This window comes from Pelomonas sp. Root405 (genome assembly GCF_001425165.1).
Taxonomy (GTDB): Bacteria; Pseudomonadota; Gammaproteobacteria; order Burkholderiales; family Burkholderiaceae_C; genus Pelomonas.
The window spans coordinates 430,433-449,738 of sequence record NZ_LMDU01000014.1 but is presented as its reverse complement, the minus strand read 5'-3'; the positions used below and the strand labels follow the sequence as shown (position 1 = coordinate 449,738).

Below are 19,306 nucleotides of genomic sequence, written 5' to 3'. Positions count from 1 at the left end.
TCATGAGCAGCCCAGCCGCCGGCAACATGGAACGCATCCTGCGGCTGATGGCCGACAAGGGGGCGTCGGACTGCTATCTGTCGGCCAATATGCCGGTGCTGATCCGCATCAACGGCCAGACCGTGCAGTTGTCGGACCAGTTGCTGACGCCGCCGCAACCGCGCCAGCTGATCGCCGAGGTCGTCGACCCGACATCGCTGGCCGAGCTTGACAACTCGGGCGAACTCAACATGGCCGTGTCGGTGCGCGGCGTCGGCAGCTTTCGCCTGTCGGGCTTTCGACAGCGCGGCTCGATTGCCGCCGTGTTCCGCCACATCCCGCACGACATCCCGACGCTGGAGAGCCTGCAACTTCCCCTCGTGCTCGGCGGCATGATCAAGGAGAAGCGCGGCCTCATCTTGATGGTGGGCGCGACCGGCACCGGCAAGAGCACGACGCTGGCCTCCATGCTGGAGCTGCGCAACCAGACGATGACCGGGCACATCCTCACCATCGAGGACCCGATCGAATACCTCTTCAGCAACAAGCGCTCGGTGGTCAACCAGCGCGAGATCGGCCGCGACACCGCGTCGTTGCAGGTCGCGTTGAAGAACGCGCTGCGCCAGGCGCCCGACTGCATCCTGATCGGTGAGATCCGCGACCGCGACACCATGACGGCGGCCATCAGCTATGCGCTGTCGGGCCACCTCGTGCTGGCCACGCTGCACGGCAACAACACCTATCACGCGCTGAACCGCATCCTGTCCTTCTACACGCCGGAGTCGCGGCCGGCGCTGCTGAACGACCTGGCGGCCGGTCTTAAGGCGGTCGTCTCGCAGCGCCTGGTGCGCGCCACCGCCGGCGGCCGCGTGCCTGTCATCGAGATCCTCTTGAATACCAAGCTGGTGTCCGAGCTCATCGAGCAAGGCGACTTCGCCGGTGTGAAGGAGGCGATGGAGAAGTCCATCGCCGAGGGATCGCAGACCTACGAAGAACACTTCGCCAAGCTCATTACCGACGGCGTCATCACCCGCGAGGAAGGCCTGGCCTTCGCCGACTCGCCGACCAATCTGCTGTGGCGGCTGCAGAACGAGGCGCCGGGCTCGCGCCTGACCAACGCGCCGCGCAAGGAAGAGAAAGCGGGCGACGAGCCCAGCTTCACCGAAATCACCCTGGACGTTCGCGGCTCTTGAAACTGATCCACTGCATTGACACCCAAGCCGCCCGCCTCTCCCAGGCGGGCTTGTTTTTTGGCCATGGCACGACGAATGCCTTCGACGAGGCGATGTGGTTGGCGCTGTGGCGCCTGGGCCTGCCGCTTGACGCCCTGGAAGCGCACGAAGAGCGCGAGCTGAGCCAGGCCGAACTGGCGGCCATCGTCGCGCTGATCGACGAGCGCATCGCCACCCGCAAGCCGGCCGCCTACCTGACCGGCGAGGCCTGGCTGCAGGGCGTGCCCTTCACCATCGATGAGCGTGCCATCGTGCCGCGCAGCTTCATCGCCGAGCTGATCGCCGACGCCAGCATTGATCCCTGGCTGCACCCGAACAGCCGCCGCGTGCTCGACCTGTGCACCGGCAACGGCAGCCTTGCCGTGCTGGCCGCGATGGCTTGGCCTGATGTGGAAGTCGATGCGTTGGACATCGACATCAACGCGCTCGCCGTCGCGAAGCTCAATGTCGAGCGCCACGATCTGGCACTGCGCATCCGCCTGCTGCAAGGCGACGGCCTCGCCGCCGCAATCAACCAAGATGCGGGACCCTACGACTTGATTCTCTGCAACCCGCCCTACGTGAACAGCAACAGCATGGCTGCCCTGCCCGCCGAATACCGCGCCGAACCCGAACTGGCGCTGGCCGGCGGGTCGGACGGCATGGACTTCATCCGCGAGCTGCTGCGCGCCGCGCCCGCCGCGTTGACCGACGACGGCGTGCTCGTGCTGGAGATCGGCAACGAGCGCGAGCACTTCGAGGCCGCCTTCCCGACGCTGGAAACCGTCTGGCTCGAAACGTCGTCCGGCGCCGATCAGGTGCTGCTGCTGACGAAGGAGTCCCTGCAATGATCACGCTGCGCGACATCACGCTGCGCCGCGGCGTTAAGGTGGTGCTGGACAACGCGTCCGCCACGCTGCAACCCGGCGAAAAGATCGGCCTCGTCGGCCGCAACGGCGCCGGCAAGTCCAGTCTGTTCGCGCTGCTGACGCACCGCCTGGGCAACGACAAGGGCGAGGTCAAGGTGCCCAGGCACTGGCGCCGCTCCGAGGTGGCCCAGAACATGCCGGAGACCGACGACGGCGCGACCGACTACGTGCTGGAGGGCGATCTGCCGCTGGTGGCCGCCCGCGCCGCGCTCGACGCCGCCGAGGCTGCCAACGACGGCCACGCGATGGCCGACGCGCATGCGCTGCTGGCTGACGTCGGCGCCTTCGACGCCCGCTCCCGCGCCCAGGCACTGCTGATGGGCCTGGGCTTCAAGACCGAGCAGCTGGACGCGCCCGTCAACAGCTTCTCCGGCGGCTGGCGCATGCGCCTGCAACTGGCCCGCGCGCTGATGTGCCCGGCCGAGCTGATGCTGCTGGACGAACCGACCAACCACCTAGACCTGGACGCCCTGGTCTGGCTGGAAGCCTGGCTGCAGCGCTACGACGGCACGCTGATCATCATCAGCCACGACCGCGAATTCCTCGACGCGATCACCAAGGTCACCCTGCACCTCGACGAAGGCAAGCTGGTGCGCTACGGCGGCAACTACACCAGCTTCGAGACCCAGCGCGCCGAGCGCATGGTGCTGCAGCAGGCGGCCTTCTCCAAGCAGCAGGAGCGCGTCGCCCACCTGCAGAAATTCATCGACCGCTTCAAGGCCAAGGCCAGCAAGGCCAAGCAGGCACAAAGCCGCGTGAAGGCGCTGGAGCGCATGGAGCGCCTGGCTCCCGTGCTTGCCTCTGCCGACTTCAACTTCGAGTTCCGCGAACCGCTGAACCTGCCCAACCCGATGCTGATGTTCGACGAGATGTCGGCGGGCTACGGCACCACGACCATCGTGCGCAACATCGACCGCTCCGTGCTGGCCGGCCAGCGCATCGGCATCCTGGGCGCCAACGGCCAGGGCAAGTCCACGCTGGTCAAGACGATTGCCGGCACCCAGCCCGCGCTGGCCGGCAGGCTGACGCAGGGCAAGGGACTGTCCATTGGCTACTTCGCGCAGCAGGAGCTGGACGTGCTGCGCCTGGACGAAGGCCCGCTGGAGCACATGGTGAGGCTCGCACGTGAAGTCGGCCCGGCGGGCCGCGAGCAGGAGCTGCGCGACTTCCTCGGCCAGTTCCGATTCACCGGCGACATGGTCAACCAGCAGGTCGGCAGCCTGTCCGGGGGCGAGAAGGCGCGCCTCGTGCTGGCCATGCTCGTCTGGCAGCGCCCCAACCTGCTGCTGCTGGACGAACCCACCAACCACCTGGACCTCAACACCCGCGAGGCGCTGTCGATGGCGCTCAATGAGTTCGAGGGCACGGTGATGCTGGTCAGCCACGACCGCGCGTTGCTGCGCGAGGTCTGCGACGAGTTCTGGCTGGTGGCCGATGGCGTCGTCAAGCCCTTCGACGGCGACCTGGACGACTATCAGCGCTGGCTGCTGGAGCAGAGCAAGGAAGCCGCACGCGCCGCCAAGAAGCAGCCCGCCGCCGCGCCTGCGCCTGTCGTGGCCGCCGCACCTGTTCAGGCGCCCGCGCCACGCGAGGACCGCAAGGCCTCAGGCCAGGCCCGCGCCAAGCTCGCCGAGCAGACGCGGCCGCTGCGCAAGGAGATGGAAGCCATCGACAAGCGCATGCACACCCTGGCAGAAGAGCGCGCGGGCATCGAGGCCCAGCTCGCAGAAGGCGCAGCCGCCTCGGCCATTGCCGAGATGGGCAAGCGGCTGAAGGCGATCAGCGATCAGCTCGAAACCGATGAGGCGCGCTGGCTGACGCTGAGCGAGCAGATCGAAGCGCTGAGCTGAGCTGGGTCAGGCGAGCAGGACGGCTGCCAGCGCCAGTGCGCCGGGCAGCGCCTGCACGTAAAGGATCTTCTTCGATGCCGTCGCCGCGCCGAAAACGCCGGCCACGATGACGCAGCCGAGGAAGAACACCAGCCAGGGCTTGCCCGCACCCGTGGCACCCTGCATCAGGCCCCATGCCAGGCCGGCAGCGAGAAAGCCGTTGTAAAGCCCCTGGTTGGCGGCCAGCGCCTTCGTCTGCTCGGCAAAGACAGCCTTCAGCCCGAAGGCCTTGCGGCCCAGCGGCTTGGTCCAGAAGAACATTTCCAGCACCAGGAAATACAGGTGCAGCAGCGCCACCAGCGCGGCCAGCACGATTGCCACCATCTGCATCGCATCTCTCCTCGTCGTTGTTCGATTGGGGGTGGCGCATCCTCGCAGATCACCCTAGCCTCTCCTGTCGCCCAAACGACCCGGCGCAAAGACCATTTGTATTGTGCGCAATTGAATTGCCAACTACATTAACGGCCATGGCACGCAGCAAGGCATCCGCACCCGTCGATTCGCGCGAGCAATGGCTCAAGCTGGATCGGCAGTTGTGCTTTGCGCTCTACAGCAGCTCGCTGGCGATGACCAAGCTCTACAAGCCGCTGCTTGCACCGCTCGGCCTGACCTATCCGCAATACCTCGTCATGCTGGTGCTGTGGGAGACCGAGGGGCTGAGCGTCAGCCAGCTCGGCGAACGCCTGTCGCTGGACTCCGGCACGCTGACGCCACTTCTGAAGCGGCTGGAGGCCCTCGGCCACATCGAGCGCCGCCGCGCCACGGAAGACGAACGCCGCGTCGACCTTTTCCTGACATCTGCCGGCCGCAAGCTGCGCGCCAAGGCTTTGGACATTCCCGGCCAGCTGGCCTGTGCCAGCGCCTGCGAGCTGGACGAACTCGTCACCCTGACGCAGCGGCTGCACCAACTGCGACAGCAGCTGGGCCAGTCTGCAGGCAACTGATTTCCCCCACCCCACCGTCAACCCAAGGAGCCCCACATGGCCATCGAAAAAGCCCTCTACACCGCCACCGCCACCGCCACCGGTGGCCGCGCCGGCACCGCCAAGTCGTCTGATGGTGCCATCGACGTGACGCTGTCCACGCCCAAGGAACTTGGCGGCGCGGGCGGCCCGGGCACCAACCCCGAGCAGCTGTTTGCGGCCGGCTATTCCGCCTGCTTCATCGGCGCGATGAAGGCCGTCGCCGGCAAGCAGAAGCTCAGCCTGCCCGCGGAGGTCTCGATCACCAGCGACGTGGCCATCGGCCCGCACGCCAACAAGCCGGGCGCCTTCGGCATCCAGGTCGACATGAAGATCTCCGTGCCCGGCATGGAACGCGCCGCCCTCGAAGCCCTGGTGGCCACGGCCCACGAGGTCTGCCCCTACTCGAATGCCACGCGCGGCAACGTCGATGTGACGCTGACCATCGTCTAAGCCGACGGTCGTTCCTGCAGCGGCGTCGAGCTTCGGCTCGGCGCCGCTTTTCTTTATGCCGCCAACAGCGACAGGATCAGTTCGATCCTGGCCTTGACCGGGCTCAGCGCGCCGGCGCTGGGCAGCAGCCCGGGCAGCGCCATGACCGGCCCCGCGTCACAGCGCGTACTGCGAACGACACGAACACCGCGGGCTTCGGCGTCACGCAAGGCCGCATCCAGCGCGACGCTCAAGGTGCCGTTGCCAGTGCCTGCGGCGACGATGCCATCGACGCCTGCCGCCAGCAGCGCTTGCACGATGCGGCCATCCTGGCCAGCATGGTTGATCACGACGTCCACACGCGGCCAGTCCTGAACCGGCTTGGCAATGTGCGCCAAACCCAGCGCCTCGCCCTGTGGCCAGCGGCCGAGAAGCCTGACCGCGCCCTCCTCCACGCGCGCCACCAGTGCACCATCCGTCGATTCGAAGGCGTCGACCCGGTAGCTGTGCGCCTTGCGCACCTGGGTGGCGTCGTGCACACGGCCCGCAAACGCCACCACCACACCGGCCGCGTCTGGCGTCGCGGCCACATGCACGGCATCCAGGAGATTCTGTGGTCCGTCAGCGGCCAGCGCCGTTGCCGGACGCATCGCAGCGGTCAACACGACGGGCTTGGTCGGCGCCAGCACACGGTGCAGGAAATACGCCGTTTCTTCGAGCGTGTCGGTGCCATGGGTGATGACGATGCCGCCAACCTCGGACCTGTCCAGCTGCGCTTGCACCGCGTTTGCCAATAGTTGCCAGGTCGCAAAGTCCATGTCCTTGCTGTCGAGCTGGGCGAGTTGATGCGCCTCCAACTGGCGCGTTGCCAAACCCGGTATTGCAGTGAGCAGATCTTCGACCCGCAACTGCGCGGCCGTATAGCCGACGCCGTCAGTGGCACTCTGCGCCGTGCCGGCGATCGTGCCGCCGGTAGCCAGGATGACAATTAAATTCGCGGGAGTTTGCAATTGATGGATTCCTGGACAAAAATACAGTTGCTGGACAAATCACCAGCCACTTGAAAAGGCCGCCCGTGCAAGATCGACCCAAGCTTACCGCCCGCCAGCAGCAGATCTTCGACCTGGTCCGCAACGCGATTGAAAGCACGGGCTCCCCCCCGACGCGAGCTGAAATCGCCGCCGAGTTGGGCTTCAAATCCGCCAATGCGGCCGAGGAGCATTTGCAAGCACTGGCACGCAAGGGCATGCTGGAACTGATCGGCGGCACCTCGCGCGGCATCCGTCTGAAGTCCGACGCGCTCAGCGCCGTCAACCGTGCCCGGCAGTTCAACCTGCCCATTCCCAGCCTGGCGCAGCTGAACCTGCCCTTGATTGGCCGCGTCGCTGCCGGTGCACCCATCCTGGCGCAAGAGCATGTCGAGCAGACCTATAGCGTCGAGCCCAGCCTGTTCGCCAAGAAACCCGACTACCTGCTCAAGGTCAAGGGCATGAGCATGAAGGACATTGGCATCCTCGACGGCGACCTGTTGGCCGTGCAGTCGGCCAACGAGGCTCGCAATGGCCAGATCGTCGTGGCCCGTGTTGGCGACGAAGTCACCGTCAAGCGCTTCAAACGCGGCCCGGACGGCATTGAACTGCTCCCCGAGAACGCCGATTTCGAACCCATTCGCATCGGCGAAGGCAGCGAAAGCTTCAGCATCGAAGGCTTGGCGGTTGGTTTGATTCGGGGCCAGGGTTTCAATTGACGATGGCCTGACCCAGGACGCCCTTATCCGGCGGGCGCGGGTCGTGGATGGGTTGGCACGCGCAATGCCATGTATCCCACATGGGTACGGCGCGATCTGCAAAGGGCGACATCCGCATCGGCATTTCAGGCTGGCGGTATGAGCCGTGGCGCGGCGTCTTCTATCCCAAAGGTTTGGCGCAACGCAGGGAGCTGGAGTTTGCGTCGCGGATGGTCCCAACCATCGAGATCAACGGCTCTTTCTATTCACTTCAGCGCCCTGCCTACTACGCCGCTTGGCGCGATGAGACGCCCGACGACTTTGTGTTTGCCGTCAAGGCGCCGAAATACATCACCCATCTGCGGCGGCTGAAGGAGATCGAGACGCCGCTGGCCAACTTCTTCGCCAACGGCATCTTCGAGTTGCGTCACAAGCTGGGGCCCATCCTCTGGCAGTTTCCGCCGATGCTGCCGTTCAAGCCCGACCGGTTCGAGGCCTTTTTTGCGATGCTGCCGCATGACACCGCCGCCGCAGCGCGCATCGCGCAGGGGCACGACGAACGCGTGGCTGATCGGATGAGCCTGGAGGTCGACCGCAAGCGCCCGATGTGCCACGCGGTGGAGATTCGCCATCCGAGCTTTGTCGATCCCGCTTTCATCGCCATGTTGCGCCACTACAAGATCGCACTGGTCGTCGCCGACACGGCCGGCAAATGGCCATTGCTCGAAGACCTGACAGCCGACTTCGTCTATGTGCGCCTGCATGGCGACAAAGAGCTCTACGCCAGTGGCTACAGCGACGCAGCGCTGGACCACTGGGCCGCCCGGGTTGATACATGGAGTCGAGGGGCTCAGGTGGCCGACGCCCATTTGGCGGCTCAGAAGACGGCACCCAAGCGAGCCACCCGAGATGTCTATTGCTACTTCGACAACGACGTGAAGGTGCACGCGCCCTATGACGCGGCGACACTGAGCCGCAAGCTGGGCATGGAGAGCCGCATCGGTGAGAGAGGGGCACCGCTGCCAGAGTGGCTGACGGCCAAACCTCGGCAACGGGCCGAGGGTTTTACGGCGACAAAGAAAAAGGCCCAAGTCGCTGGATGACTTGAGCCTTTTGACTTCATCTTTCCCTGGGCCGGGTCACGGGCTGCTCAACTCGCCGGTGGTGTCTCCCACGTTGGAACGCAGCAGCGCCACAACGCCTTCGACCAGTGCGACAGGCTCCAGTGGTTTGGCCAGGTGCATCTCGAAGCCGGCGTCGATGGCACGCTGGCGGTCTTCCGCACGAGCGAAGGCGGTGAACGCGGCGGCGGGCGTGTGGCGGCCTTCGGAATGTTCGATCTCACGCACCAGCCGGATGAAGTCGTAGCCATCGATGATCGGCATGCCGATGTCGCTCAGGATGGCATGCGGCCGCCGTGTCCGAAATAGCCCCAGCGCCTCCTCGGCGCTTCCCGCCTCGGTCACTTCCGCCCCGGCAACGCGCAGCGCATAGGCCGCCGCACCACGACCATCCGGCTCGTCGTCCACCAGCAACAGCCGAAACCCGCTCAGCCGGTCGTCATGCGCCAGCGCCTCGATACCTTCAGTCGCGGACCCGTGGCCGGTTTGGCGCTGCCGCTGAGGCGATAGCGCGGGCAGGCACAGAACGAATGTCGAGCCCTTGCCGATACCTTCGCTGCTGGCCTTCACCTTACCCCCATGCAAGCGCGCGAGCTCTCGCACGATAGACAGGCCGAGCCCCAGACCGCCATGGCGACGCGTCATCGAGGAGTCCTGCTGCTTGAAACGTTCGAAGGCCTGCTCGACGAACGAGGGGTCCATGCCCTGTCCGTTGTCGTCCACGGCGATTTCCACCTTGTCGGCTTCACGTCGCACGGCGACATCGATCCGCCCATCATGCGGCGTGAACTTCACGGCGTTGTTCAGCAGATTGGCGACCATCTGCTGCAGCCTGGCGGCATCGGCCATCAGCACGCCCACGTCGGGGTCGGCTTCCATCTTCACGGTGATGCGTTTGGCTGCGGCCGCCGGCATGACGGCCTCCACCGCTCCCCTCACGACGACCGTCGGATCGGTGGGCTGCAGCTCCAGGCGGAGTTGGCCCGATTCGATGCGGCTCACATCAAGCAGGTCTTCGACCAGTCGGGCTTGAATGCCGGCGTTGCGAGCGATCGCATCGATGGCGTGCTTGAGCGTCTGCGGCTCCGGCACCCGACGCTGCAGCACCTGCGCCCAGCTCAGGATGGCACTGAGCGGCGTGCGCAGTTCGTGCGAGACCGTCGCCACAAACTCGTCCTTCGCCCGACTCGCCTGTTCGGCGGCGACCCTAGCCGACTCCGCGTTGCGCAGCGTCTGGTCGCGCTGCGCTTCCACGCTCTTGCGCTCGGTGATGTCCTGTGTCAACTTCAGATAGCCCAGCAGCTCGCCGCGCGGGCCGCGGAGCGCAGTCAGCACCACCTCGGCCACGAACAGCGCACCGCTCTTGCGCAGGCGGGTGCCTTCGCCCTTGTACTCGCCCGTGCTGGCAGCCACGTCCATCTCGTACTGGGGTCGCCCTTTTTCACGATCCTCTGGCGTGAACAGCTGCGCGAACGGCATGCCAATGGCCTCTTCGGCTGTGTACCCCTTCATGAGCTGCGCCCCGATATGCCACGACGAGATGCGGCCCTCCACGTCAACGGTGAAGATGGCGTAGTCGCGCACGCCGCTCACCAGCGCCCGGAACTCCTCCTCGCGCTCGCGCAACTGGTTCGCCATCCGTGAGATGGCGTGGCGCTGCTCCTCCATCTCGATGCGGTAGGTGAGGTCGCTGTTGATGGCGATGGCGCCGACGATTTCGTTGTCGACGCGGATGGGAGCCGCCGTGCCCCGGATCAGCACGTCTTCGCCGGTGGGTTTGGTCACCCAGGTGTCCAGCATGGCGGTCTCGCCCGTCAGTGCGCGCGCAAAGGGAAGACGATCCGGCTCCACCAGCGGGCCGTCACGTTCGTACCGCACGCGGAAGCGCTGCCCCAGTTCGCCAATGCGTTGCTGCAGATCCTCAAGCGAGGTTGCGCCCAGCAGAGCCAAGCCTTTGGCGTTGCATTCGGTGATCCCCTCTGCACTGCCAACGTACAACGCGTCCGGAATGGCATCAATGATGGCGCGCAGCTTGGCCGCCTCGCGCTCCGCCTTTGCATGTTCTTCCCGTTCAGCGGCCAACGCACGCTGATACTCCTCGGCCGCAAGCCGCAGGCTCGTGCCGTCTTGCATCACCTTCAGGAACGCGACGACCGTGCCGGAGGTATCGCGAATCGGCGTGACGCTGCCGTTACAGAAAAATCGCACACCACCTCGCTTGAGCATCCAACGGGAGTCATCGGCACGACCGTCAATTTCGGCTTGGCGAAGCTCCCGAGCCGGTACCCCAGCGGCCAGGTCCTCCGGTGTGAACACCACTTCCACGGATTGGCCGATCCAGTCCTCCTCTTCCCAGCCCAGAACCTCGCGGACGCCTTCGTTCCAAGTGGCGACCCGCCCCCGTCGGTCTATCAGGAACATGGCGTGGTCCCGCACCTGCCGGACAAGCACGTCCGCTGGTATCCGTGCGAGAGCGAAGGGTTCCAAGGACTCTGGGGACTGCATCAATCAGACGCGGGGCAAAAAATGCTCCCGTTGCCGCTCGGGTTGAGCAGGAGCCAACGCGCCAGCGCCGTCACCATCACGCTCCCGCTTTGATGTACGCGGGAACGTAGGGGCTCGGCCTCGGGTGGATCGAGCAAAAGCGGGTTTATTAACCGCTTGCCGTCGATCTCGCCGAGCGGGCGCCGGCGATCCGCAGATCCGGGTGAATCCGTGAGCGATGTTGCCCCGGGTAGCCCATTTGCCCGGAAAGCCACCCGGTCGGCTGCCGGGACACTAACGGACAAAGAAAAAGCCCTAAGTGGTTGATTACTTAGGGCCTTTGGAATTCAGCGGACTCCGCTGAACTCTGAGATGGTGGAGCCGGGGGGAATTGAACCCCCGTCCGCAAGCCATCACCGGGCAGATCTACATGCTTAGCCGGCTGATTTGAATCTCACGGTCAACTCGCGCAGTGGCACGCTAGCTTTTCCGCCAGTCACTTGATCTCACAACACACTGAGTGACCCAGCGCATTGCCAGCCGATGTGAGTGACTTCTCAGCCTTGTCCCTTGCGGAACTCAGCCCGGCCCATCGGCCTGCCGTTGAGAAGCTCAACCGCAATTAAGCGGCGAGTGCGAACGTAGAGTCGTTTGCAGTTACTTTGTTTCCAGTGGTTTTACGAGCGAACTGGTGCTCGGCATGCCCTACTCCGGATCCGCACCCACGTCGAAACCTGGTCGGCCCCAGAACTCTTATTTTAGGCCAGCCCGAGCAACTTCAAGAGGGCTCCGGGCGCGGCAAGTTCGATATCAGCACCCCATCGGCAATGTTCGGCTTGCGGGCCGAGATAGCCCCAGGCGGCCACCGCGGTCGACATGCCGGCCGCCCGCCCGGCAATGACGTCCCTTTCATCGTCACCGACGTAGAGGCAGGCCCCCGGCGCCACTGCCAGGCGCGCCGCCGCTTCCAGTAGCGGTGCCGGATGCGGCTTGGCGTGGCCGGTGGTATCACCTCCCACGACAACGCCTGCACCGAGGTTCAAAGCCTTGGTCAACGGCAGCGCAAAACGCTCGGCCTTGTTCGTGACGATGCCCCACGACAAACCCGCTGCGTTCAGGGCGGCCAGTTCCACTTCGACACCGGCAAATAGGTGCGTGCAGTCGTACATCAAGACCTCATAGCGGTCGAGGAATTCCCGCTTCAGGTCTTCGTAGCCGGGCTGGCCAGGCGCCACATCGAAGGCTTGGCTGAGCATGCCACGTGCACCGGATCCGCCATGGGGTCGGTACTGCGACAAAGGCAGCGGGCCCAGCCCGCGATCAGCGCGCATGGCGTTGGCGGCGCGCGCCAGATCCTCGGCGCTGTCGATCAAGGTGCCGTCAAGGTCGAAAAGCACAGCCCGCAGATGGGACCACCGTGACGCGAGCGCCATTACGTGGGGCGACGGCAGGCGAGCAGGTAGTTGACGTCGGTGTCAGCGCCCAGGCTGTATCGTTGCGTCAGCGGGTTGTACGTCAAACCGCGACTGGCTTGAGCGTCCAGTCCGGCGTCGCGGCAGAACTGGGCCAACTCCGATGGGCGCAGGAAGCGCGCGTACTCATGGGTGCCCTTGGGCAGCATGTTCAACACGTACTCCGCACCCACAATGGCCAACAGGAAGGACTTGGCGTTGCGGTTAAGCGTCGACAGGAACACCCACCCTCCCGGTTTCACGAGCGCCGCACAGGCACGCACGACCGAAGCGGGGTCCGGCACATGCTCCAGCATCTCCATGCAGGTCACGACATCGAAACCGCCCGGCTGCTCTGCAGCCAACGCTTCCACGGCGATCTCGCGGTATTCGACGCCCTGGGTACCCGCCTCCATTGCATGCAGTTCGGCGACACGGAGCGGTTTGATCGACAGGTCGATGCCCAGCACCTGAGCACCTGCGCGTGCCATCGAATCGCTCAAAATGCCCCCGCCACAACCGACGTCGAGCACGCGTTTGCCGCTCAGCGGACATAGCTGTTGGATCCAACCCAGGCGCAGCGGGTTGATCTGATGCAACGGCTTGAAATCACTTTCAGGATCCCACCAGCGGTGGGCAAGTTCGCCAAACTTGGCGAGCTCTTGCGGATCGGCATTGATCATGGCGGATGCAGAAAATAGAAAAGCCCCGACGGCGTGCCGTTCGGGGCTCTGCGCAAAGCGCCCAAAGGCGCCTGAGCTTACTTGTTGCGCGTACCGACGACTTCGATCTCGGTGCGGCGGTTCTTGGCGCGGCCTTCGGCGGTCTTGTTGTCGGCGACGGGCTGCTTCTCGCCCTTGCCTTCGGTGTAGACGCGGTTCGGCTCAACGCCCTTGTTCACCAGGTAGGCCTTGACGGCTTCCGAGCGACGGATCGACAGCTTCTGGTTGTATTCATCGCTGCCCACCGAGTCGGTGTGGCCCACGGCGATGATGACTTCCAGGTTGATGCCCTTGGTCTTGCCGACCAGGTCATCCAACTTGGCCATGGCTTCCGGCTTCAGCGTCGACTTGTCGAAGTCGAAGAAGGCGTCAGCGGCGAAGGTGACCTTTTCGCTGACCGGAGCCGGCGGCGGAGTCACGGGCTTCGGGGGAGCCGGCGGAGCAACCGGAGCGGGCGGAGCGACCGGAGCCGGAGCTTCGACCTTCGGTGCCGGCTTGATTTCGCCGTCGCAACCCTTGGCAGCCGTCGCCGGCGTCCAGAAGTTGTTGCGCCAGCAGTATTCGTTGGTGCCGTTCTTCCAAACGGTGCCGTCAGTTGCGCGCCAGTTGTCGATGGTTTGCGCGGACGCGCCAGACGCTGCCGCAGCGGCGACCGCAGCCACCGCAAACAGCGACGCCACGCGATTCAATTTCTTCATGATTCTCCTCTCAAGGAATGCCGCAGTTGCCCTGCGAGAGTCGGTACTCAAACCTCTAACCACAGGAGAGACTTTAGGGTTTCTCCTAGGGACTCGACGATTGTGCCATGTGGGCACCGAGACGGACGCATTGTGGCGGCCTACGTTCATAGGCACCGTGACGCTGTTGCGCTGCTGCTACATGGGGGCGAGCCGCTTAGAATTCGCGCCTTTCACCTACCTCTGAGGACGCCGCGTCCGTGTAACGCGTGCGTAAACCCGCCGCATGACCCAGTTCGCCAAGGAAACCCTGCCGATCAGCCTAGAGGAGGAGATGCGCCGCTCCTACCTTGATTACGCGATGAGCGTGATTGTTGGTCGTGCACTGCCTGACGCCCGCGACGGCCTCAAACCGGTGCATCGCCGCGTTCTGTTCGCGATGCACGAACTGAACAACGACTGGAACCGGCCCTACAAGAAGTCGGCCCGTATCGTCGGCGACGTCATCGGTAAATACCACCCGCACGGCGATACCGCTGTCTACGACACGATTGTGCGAATGGCGCAGGATTTTTCTCTGCGCCACATGTTGGTCGATGGCCAGGGCAATTTCGGTTCCGTGGACGGCGACAACGCCGCTGCGATGCGATACACCGAAATTCGGCTGGACAAGATCGCGCACGAAATGCTGGCCGATATCGACAAGGAAACCGTCGATTTCGGGCCGAATTACGACGGCAGCGAGAAAGAGCCCCTGGTATTGCCAACGCGGCTGCCGAATTTGCTTGTCAATGGGTCGTCGGGCATTGCGGTTGGCATGGCCACCAATATTCCGCCACATAACCTCAACGAGGTCATTGACGCCTGTTTGCTGGCTTTGCGGAACCCTGAGTGCACCGTCGACGAGCTCATGGAGATCATCCCGGCGCCAGACTTCCCGACCGCCGGCATCATCTACGGCTTGGCCGGTGTACGCGACGGCTACCGCACCGGTCGTGGTCGCGTGGTGATGCGCGCCAAGGTGCACTTCGAAGACATCGACAAGGGTTCGCGCCAGTCGATCATCGTTGACGAGATCCCCTACCAGGTCAACAAGAAGACGCTGCTGGAACGCATCGCCGAGTTGGTCCACGAGAAAAAGATCGAGGGGATCAGCCACATCCAGGACGAGTCCGACAAATCGGGCATGCGCGTCGTCATCGAGCTGAAGCGCGGCGAAGTCCCTGAGGTGGTGCTGAACAACCTCTACAAGCAGACGCAGCTGCAGGACAGCTTCGGCATGAACATGGTGGCCCTCATCGACGGCCAACCAAAGCTCTGCAATCTGCGCGACATGGTGGTGGTGTTCCTGGAGCACCGCCGAGAGGTCGTGACGCGCCGGACCATTTTCGAATTGCGAAAGGCTCGCGAGCGCGGCCATGTGCTCGAAGGCTTGGCCGTGGCGCTCGCCAATATCGACGAGTTCATCGAAACCATCAAGACCTCGCCGACACCGCCGGTTGCCAAGGCGGCGCTGATGGCCAAGAGCTGGGACTCATCGCTGGTGCGCGAGATGCTAACCCGCGCCGAGGGCCAGACGCCCGGCGGCCGCGCGGCATTCCGCCCTGAGGGCCTGGAGCCCGAGTACGGCATGCAGACGGACGGCCTCTACCGCCTGTCCGACTCCCAGGCCAGCGAAATCCTGCAGATGCGCCTGCAGCGCCTGACCGGCTTGGAGCAGGACAAGATCGTCGGCGAGTACAAGGATGTCATGTCCCAGATCGCCGACCTGCTCGACATCCTCGCCACGCCGTCGCGTGTGACGACCATCATCAGCGATGAGCTGATCCAGCTGAAGACCGAGTTCGGCCAGACCAAGCTGGGCGCGCGACGCAGCGTCATCGAGCACAACGCGCAGGAACTCGGCACCGAGGACCTGATCACGCCGACCGACATGGTCGTGACGCTCTCGCACACCGGCTACATCAAGAGCCAAGCGCTCAGCGAGTACCGCGCCCAGCGCCGCGGCGGTCGCGGCAAGCAGGCCACGGCGACCAAAGATGACGACTGGATCGACCAGCTCTTCATCGCCAACACGCACGACTGGATCCTGTGCTTCTCCGACCGTGGCCGCGTCTACTGGCTCAAGGTCTGGGAGGTGCCGCAGGGCTCTCGCAATTCGCGTGGCAAGCCCATCGTCAACATGTTCCCGCTGCAAGCGGGCGAAAAAATCACCGTCGTGCTGGCGCTGACCGGTGAATTCCGGACCTTCCCGGAAGATCACTTCATCTTCATGGCCACCGCCATGGGTACGGTCAAGAAGACCTCGCTGAAGGACTTCAGCAACCCACGCAAGGCCGGGATCATTGCCGTTGACCTGGACGAAGGCGACCATCTCATCGGTGCGGCGCTGACCGACGGCCATCACGATGTGATGCTCTTCAGCGACGGCGGCAAGGCAGTGCGCTTCGATGAGGACGACGTGCGCCCCATGGGCCGCACAGCCCGCGGCGTGCGCGGCATGATGCTTGAGCCGGACCAGCGTCTGATCGCGATGCTGGTGGCCGAGGACGAAACGCAGTCGGTGCTGACCGCGACCGAGAACGGCTTCGGCAAGCGCACCAGCATCCTTGAGTACACCCGCCACGGGCGTGGGACCAAGGGCATGATCGCCATCCAGCAAAGCGAGCGCAATGGCCGCGTCGTCGCCGCGACGCTGGTGCGCCCCGAGGACGAGATCATGCTGATCACCGACAAGGGTGTGCTCGTGCGTACCCGCGTGGGTGAGATCCGCGAACTCGGCCGCGCGACCCAGGGTGTCACACTGATCGCGCTGGACGATGGCAGCAAGCTGTCGGGCCTGCAACGCATCGTCGAGAACGACGCCAACGAAACCACTGACACCGACAGCGCCGCCGAACCTGGCGAAGCCGGTGACATCCCTGAAGCCCCCAAGGACTGACATGAATTCTCGCAAGTTGGGCCTGGCCCTCGCCGTCGCGCTGGCCACCAGCACCGCGCTGGCGCAACCCTCGGCGGCCAAAAAGGCATTGATCGACAAGATCGTGCAACTTCAACAGCAAGGCCTGGCTGAAAGCATGGCCGCCAACATCGTGCAACAGCCTCTGCCCCAACTGATGCAAGCGGGCCGTGCGGCGCTCCAGCAGGTGCCCGCGGACAAGCGCGAGGCCACGGGCAAGCTGATGGACGCGGAACTGAAGAAGTTCGTCGAGGAAAACGTTCCCTATCTGAAGGACAAGATCGCCAAGGCCGTACCGACCACGGCTTCGGCGCTGCTGGACGAACGCTTCAGCGAGGACGAACTGAAGCAGATCGTGGCCTGGGCAGAATCGCCGGTCAGCCAGAAATTCGGCCTGGCCAGCATTGAGTTGCAAAAGGCCGTCGCGCAAAAGGTGATGGCCGAAGCCGGCCCGACGCTGGAAGGCCGACTGAAAACGCTGCAAGGCACCCTGGCCAAGCAGCTCGGCATCCAGCCGCCCGCGGCAGCCCCCAAGGCTGCGGCGTCGGCACCCAAGAAGTAGCCCCCTGACTCGATGACCCGATGACCGCTGCTCGCCCGTTCAACTTCTCCGCCGGACCGGCGACCCTGCCGGAACCTGTTTTGCGCCAAGTGGCCGCGGAGATGCTGGATTGGGGCGGCAGCGGCATGAGCGTCATGGAGATGAGCCACCGCGGCAAGGAGTTCGGCAGCATCCTCGAACGCGCGGAGGCTGACCTGCGCGAGCTGCTCGCCGTGCCTGCCAACTTTCGCATCCTGTTCATGCAGGGCGGCGGGCTGGGCGAGAACGCCATCGTGCCCATGAACCTCAGCCGAGGTGGCAAGGTCGATGTCGTCGTGACCGGCTCCTGGTCGCGCAAGAGCGCCACCGAAGCGCGCCGTTATGCCGATGTTCGTGTTGCGGCCAACATCGGAAGCGGGCGTTCGATTCCGGGCGACTGGCAGCTGCGCACGGACGCGAGCTATGTGCATCTCTGCACCAACGAGACCATCGACGGCATCGAGTTCCATGAACTGCCGCAGCTGGGCAACAGCGTGCCTCTGGTTATCGACTGCTCGTCGCACCTGCTGTCCCGCGCGATCGACTGGCGCCGTGTCGGCCTGGCTTTTGGCGGCGCGCAAAAAAACATCGGCCCGGCCGGCCTGACGCTGGTGTTCGTGCGCGACGACCTGCTCGGCCACGCGCTCGACATCTGCCCGACAGCCTTCAATTTCGAGACGGTGGCCGCCAACCACTCCATGTACAACACGCCGCCGACGTTCGCGATCTACGTCGCCGGCCTCGTGTTCAAGTGGGTCAAGAACCTGGACCACGCCGGCCAACGCGGCCTGGCCGCCATCGAGCAGCGCAACATCGACAAGGCCCGGCTGCTCTACGCCGCACTGGACGCTTCGAGCTTCTACGAGAACCGCGTCGATCCCAGCTGCCGCTCCCGCATGAACGTGCCGTTCTTCCTGCGCGACGAAAAGCTCAATGACGCGTTTCTCGCCGAGGCAAAGACCGCCGGCTTGTTGCAGCTCAAAGGCCACAAGTCGGTCGGCGGCATGCGCGCCTCCCTCTACAACGCGATGCCGCTGGAAGGCGTGCAGGCGCTGGTGTCGTTCATGAAGGACTTCGAGGCCCGTCATGGCTGAACCTGTCGCCTCACAAGCCTTGCTCGCGCTGCGCGGCCAGATCGACGGTCTGGACAAACAACTGCTCGAGCTGCTGAACCAACGCGCCCGGGTTGCCGAGCAGGTCGGAGAGATCAAGCGCGCGGAGGGCACGCCCTTCTTCCGACCTGACCGCGTTGCCCAGGTCATCGACAAGATCCGCGCCGCCAACCCCGGCCCGCTCAAGGGCGAACATGTCGCAGCCATCTGGCGCGAGATCATGTCGGCCTGCCTGGCACTGGAATCGCCGCAGCGCGTTGCCGTGCTCGGCCCCGTCGGCACCTTTTGCGAGCAAGCCGCCATCGAATACTTCGGTGGCGCGGCCGACATCATCTTCTGCGCCAACTTCGACGAAGTCTTCCACGCGACGGCCAGCGGCAGCGCGCAGTTCGGTGTGGTGGGCGTTGAGAACATGACCGAGGGCGTCGTTACACGCTCGCTGGACCTCTTCCTTCACACGCCCTGCCATGTGGTGGGGGAAGTCAGCTTGCTGATCCGCCACAACCTGATGCGCAAGGAGCCGTCGATGCACGGCATCGAGGCCGTTCTCGCCCATCCGCAGGCGCTGGCCCAATGCCAGAACTGGCTCAACAAGCATCTGCCAGACGTCGAACGGCGCGCCGTGTCGAGCAATGCCGAGGGCTCGCGCCTGGCAGCCGAAAACCCGGCCTGGGCGGCCCTGGGCAGCGAGCGGGCTTCCACGGTATTCGGCCTGCACATCACGGCGCACGCCATCCAGGACGAGGCCTACAACCGCACCCGCTTCGCGGTCATCTGCCTGCCGCAGACGATGGCCACGCCGCCTGCTACGGGTCGCGACTGCACCAGCCTGGTCGTCTCGGTGCCCAACCGCCCGGGCGCCATGCACGACCTGCTCGTGCCGCTGAAACGGCATGGCGTGTCCATGACCCGCCTGGAGTCGCGGCCGGCCCGCACCGGCCAGTGGGACTATTACTTCTACATCGACCTCGACGGCCATCCGACGCATCCCAACGTCGCCGACGCGCTGGCCGAGCTGCGCGAGCTTTGCGCCTTCTTCAAGATTCTGGGCGCCTACCCAGTCAAGAATTAA

The 19,306-nt window shown here is 64.7% G+C and carries 17 protein-coding genes and 1 other RNA gene; 11 read left to right on the top strand and 7 right to left on the bottom strand.

Annotated features, from left to right (window positions below; genetic code table 11):
* Positions 1 to 2 precede the first annotated feature (2 nt).
* Genes ASC81_RS19975 through ASC81_RS19965 form a run of 3 tightly spaced genes read left to right on the top strand, consistent with a single transcriptional unit; the run spans position 3 to position 3,969 of the window.
* Complete coding sequence (locus ASC81_RS19975) at positions 3 to 1,172, top strand: PilT/PilU family type 4a pilus ATPase (RefSeq protein WP_235533716.1); 1,170 nt, start codon at positions 3 to 5, stop codon at positions 1,170 to 1,172.
* Complete coding sequence (gene prmB, locus ASC81_RS19970; RefSeq protein WP_056270980.1) at positions 1,169 to 2,041, top strand: 50S ribosomal protein L3 N(5)-glutamine methyltransferase; 873 nt, start codon at positions 1,169 to 1,171, stop codon at positions 2,039 to 2,041. The genes ASC81_RS19975 and prmB overlap by 4 nt, the downstream gene beginning before the upstream one ends.
* Positions 2,038 to 3,969 carry an ATP-binding cassette domain-containing protein gene (locus ASC81_RS19965; protein WP_056270977.1) on the top strand — a complete coding sequence of 644 codons (1,932 nt, stop codon included), beginning with the start codon at positions 2,038 to 2,040 and terminating at the stop codon, positions 3,967 to 3,969. The genes prmB and ASC81_RS19965 overlap by 4 nt, the downstream gene beginning before the upstream one ends.
* Before the next feature lie 6 nt (positions 3,970 to 3,975).
* Here ASC81_RS19965 and ASC81_RS19960 read toward each other — a convergent pair whose 3' ends face one another.
* Positions 3,976 to 4,338 (bottom strand): DUF1304 domain-containing protein, encoded by a 363-nt coding sequence (locus ASC81_RS19960; RefSeq protein ID WP_056270974.1) that lies wholly within the window; start codon positions 4,336 to 4,338, stop codon positions 3,976 to 3,978.
* A 137-nt stretch (positions 4,339 to 4,475) separates the two neighbouring features.
* Between ASC81_RS19960 and ASC81_RS19955 the strand changes: the two genes are divergently transcribed.
* A complete protein-coding gene (locus tag ASC81_RS19955) occupies positions 4,476 to 4,952 on the top strand; it encodes a MarR family winged helix-turn-helix transcriptional regulator (protein ID WP_056270972.1) in 477 nt (158 codons plus the stop codon).
* A 36-nt stretch (positions 4,953 to 4,988) separates the two neighbouring features.
* Positions 4,989 to 5,423, top strand: a complete 435-nt coding sequence (locus tag ASC81_RS19950) for an organic hydroperoxide resistance protein (protein ID WP_056270970.1) — start codon at positions 4,989 to 4,991, stop codon at positions 5,421 to 5,423.
* Between the two features lie 53 nt (positions 5,424 to 5,476).
* On the opposite strand, the gene ASC81_RS19945 is transcribed toward ASC81_RS19950, so the two are convergent.
* Entirely contained in the window at positions 5,477 to 6,412 is a 936-nt protein-coding gene (locus tag ASC81_RS19945; protein WP_056270963.1) for an asparaginase, read from the bottom strand.
* A gap of 65 nt (positions 6,413 to 6,477) precedes the next feature.
* Between ASC81_RS19945 and lexA the strand changes: the two genes are divergently transcribed.
* Both lexA and ASC81_RS19935 read left to right on the top strand, forming a co-directional pair.
* Positions 6,478 to 7,149, top strand: a complete 672-nt coding sequence (gene lexA / locus ASC81_RS19940; protein ID WP_056270961.1) for a transcriptional repressor LexA — start codon at positions 6,478 to 6,480, stop codon at positions 7,147 to 7,149.
* Between the two features lie 47 nt (positions 7,150 to 7,196).
* Positions 7,197 to 8,231, top strand: a complete 1,035-nt coding sequence (locus tag ASC81_RS19935) for a DUF72 domain-containing protein (protein ID WP_369820867.1) — start codon at positions 7,197 to 7,199, stop codon at positions 8,229 to 8,231.
* A 36-nt stretch (positions 8,232 to 8,267) separates the two neighbouring features.
* Here the strand turns inward: ASC81_RS19935 and ASC81_RS19930 are convergent, their stop codons facing one another.
* From ASC81_RS19930 to ompA, 5 genes are all read right to left on the bottom strand, one after another.
* Positions 8,268 to 10,670, bottom strand: coding sequence for a PAS domain S-box protein (locus ASC81_RS19930; protein ID WP_162245934.1), 2,403 nt, complete (start codon positions 10,668 to 10,670; stop codon positions 8,268 to 8,270).
* Between the two features lie 436 nt (positions 10,671 to 11,106).
* Positions 11,107 to 11,479: a transfer-messenger RNA gene (gene ssrA / locus ASC81_RS26690) on the bottom strand.
* A gap of 12 nt (positions 11,480 to 11,491) precedes the next feature.
* Positions 11,492 to 12,166 carry an HAD family hydrolase gene (locus tag ASC81_RS19920; protein ID WP_056270949.1) on the bottom strand — a complete coding sequence of 225 codons (675 nt, stop codon included), beginning with the start codon at positions 12,164 to 12,166 and terminating at the stop codon, positions 11,492 to 11,494.
* On the bottom strand, positions 12,166 to 12,867 hold the full coding sequence (ubiG, locus tag ASC81_RS19915; protein ID WP_056270946.1) for a bifunctional 2-polyprenyl-6-hydroxyphenol methylase/3-demethylubiquinol 3-O-methyltransferase UbiG: 702 nt from the start codon (positions 12,865 to 12,867) through the stop codon (positions 12,166 to 12,168). Before ubiG ends, ASC81_RS19920 begins: the two co-directional genes overlap by 1 nt.
* A gap of 77 nt (positions 12,868 to 12,944) precedes the next feature.
* The gene (gene ompA / locus ASC81_RS19910) at positions 12,945 to 13,604 is read right to left on the bottom strand and encodes an outer membrane protein OmpA (protein ID WP_056270944.1); all 660 of its coding nucleotides are present in this window, start codon (positions 13,602 to 13,604) and stop codon (positions 12,945 to 12,947) included.
* Positions 13,605 to 13,869: 265 nt separating this feature from the next.
* Here ompA and gyrA point away from each other — a divergent pair, with 265 nt between their 5' ends.
* Genes gyrA through pheA form a run of 4 tightly spaced genes read left to right on the top strand, consistent with a single transcriptional unit; the run spans position 13,870 to position 19,306 of the window.
* Complete coding sequence (gene gyrA / locus ASC81_RS19905; RefSeq protein WP_056270941.1) at positions 13,870 to 16,524, top strand: DNA gyrase subunit A; 2,655 nt, start codon at positions 13,870 to 13,872, stop codon at positions 16,522 to 16,524.
* A 1-nt stretch (position 16,525) separates the two neighbouring features.
* Complete coding sequence (locus ASC81_RS19900) at positions 16,526 to 17,104, top strand: DUF2059 domain-containing protein (RefSeq protein ID WP_056270938.1); 579 nt, start codon at positions 16,526 to 16,528, stop codon at positions 17,102 to 17,104.
* Positions 17,105 to 17,124: 20 nt separating this feature from the next.
* On the top strand, positions 17,125 to 18,216 hold the full coding sequence (gene serC / locus ASC81_RS19895) for a 3-phosphoserine/phosphohydroxythreonine transaminase (RefSeq protein ID WP_056270933.1): 1,092 nt from the start codon (positions 17,125 to 17,127) through the stop codon (positions 18,214 to 18,216).
* Positions 18,209 to 19,306 carry a prephenate dehydratase gene (gene pheA / locus ASC81_RS19890; RefSeq protein WP_056270929.1) on the top strand — a complete coding sequence of 366 codons (1,098 nt, stop codon included), beginning with the start codon at positions 18,209 to 18,211 and terminating at the stop codon, positions 19,304 to 19,306. Before serC ends, pheA begins: the two co-directional genes overlap by 8 nt.

Coding starts and splice junctions, on each gene's coding strand:
- ASC81_RS19975 (WP_235533716.1), top strand. CDS start 3: ATGAGCAGCCCAGCCGCCGGCAACATGGAACGCATCCTGCGGCTGATG.
- ASC81_RS19965 (WP_056270977.1), top strand. CDS start 2,038: ATGATCACGCTGCGCGACATCACGCTGCGCCGCGGCGTTAAGGTGGTG.
- ASC81_RS19960 (WP_056270974.1), bottom strand. CDS start 4,338: ATGCAGATGGTGGCAATCGTGCTGGCCGCGCTGGTGGCGCTGCTGCAC.
- ASC81_RS19955 (WP_056270972.1), top strand. CDS start 4,476: ATGGCACGCAGCAAGGCATCCGCACCCGTCGATTCGCGCGAGCAATGG.
- ASC81_RS19950 (WP_056270970.1), top strand. CDS start 4,989: ATGGCCATCGAAAAAGCCCTCTACACCGCCACCGCCACCGCCACCGGT.
- ASC81_RS19935 (WP_369820867.1), top strand. CDS start 7,197: ATGGGTTGGCACGCGCAATGCCATGTATCCCACATGGGTACGGCGCGA.
- ASC81_RS19930 (WP_162245934.1), bottom strand. CDS start 10,670: ATGTTCCTGATAGACCGACGGGGGCGGGTCGCCACTTGGAACGAAGGC.
- ASC81_RS19920 (WP_056270949.1), bottom strand. CDS start 12,166: ATGGCGCTCGCGTCACGGTGGTCCCATCTGCGGGCTGTGCTTTTCGAC.
- ubiG (WP_056270946.1), bottom strand. CDS start 12,867: ATGATCAATGCCGATCCGCAAGAGCTCGCCAAGTTTGGCGAACTTGCC.
- ompA (WP_056270944.1), bottom strand. CDS start 13,604: ATGAAGAAATTGAATCGCGTGGCGTCGCTGTTTGCGGTGGCTGCGGTC.
- gyrA (WP_056270941.1), top strand. CDS start 13,870: ATGACCCAGTTCGCCAAGGAAACCCTGCCGATCAGCCTAGAGGAGGAG.
- ASC81_RS19900 (WP_056270938.1), top strand. CDS start 16,526: ATGAATTCTCGCAAGTTGGGCCTGGCCCTCGCCGTCGCGCTGGCCACC.
- serC (WP_056270933.1), top strand. CDS start 17,125: ATGACCGCTGCTCGCCCGTTCAACTTCTCCGCCGGACCGGCGACCCTG.
- pheA (WP_056270929.1), top strand. CDS start 18,209: ATGGCTGAACCTGTCGCCTCACAAGCCTTGCTCGCGCTGCGCGGCCAG.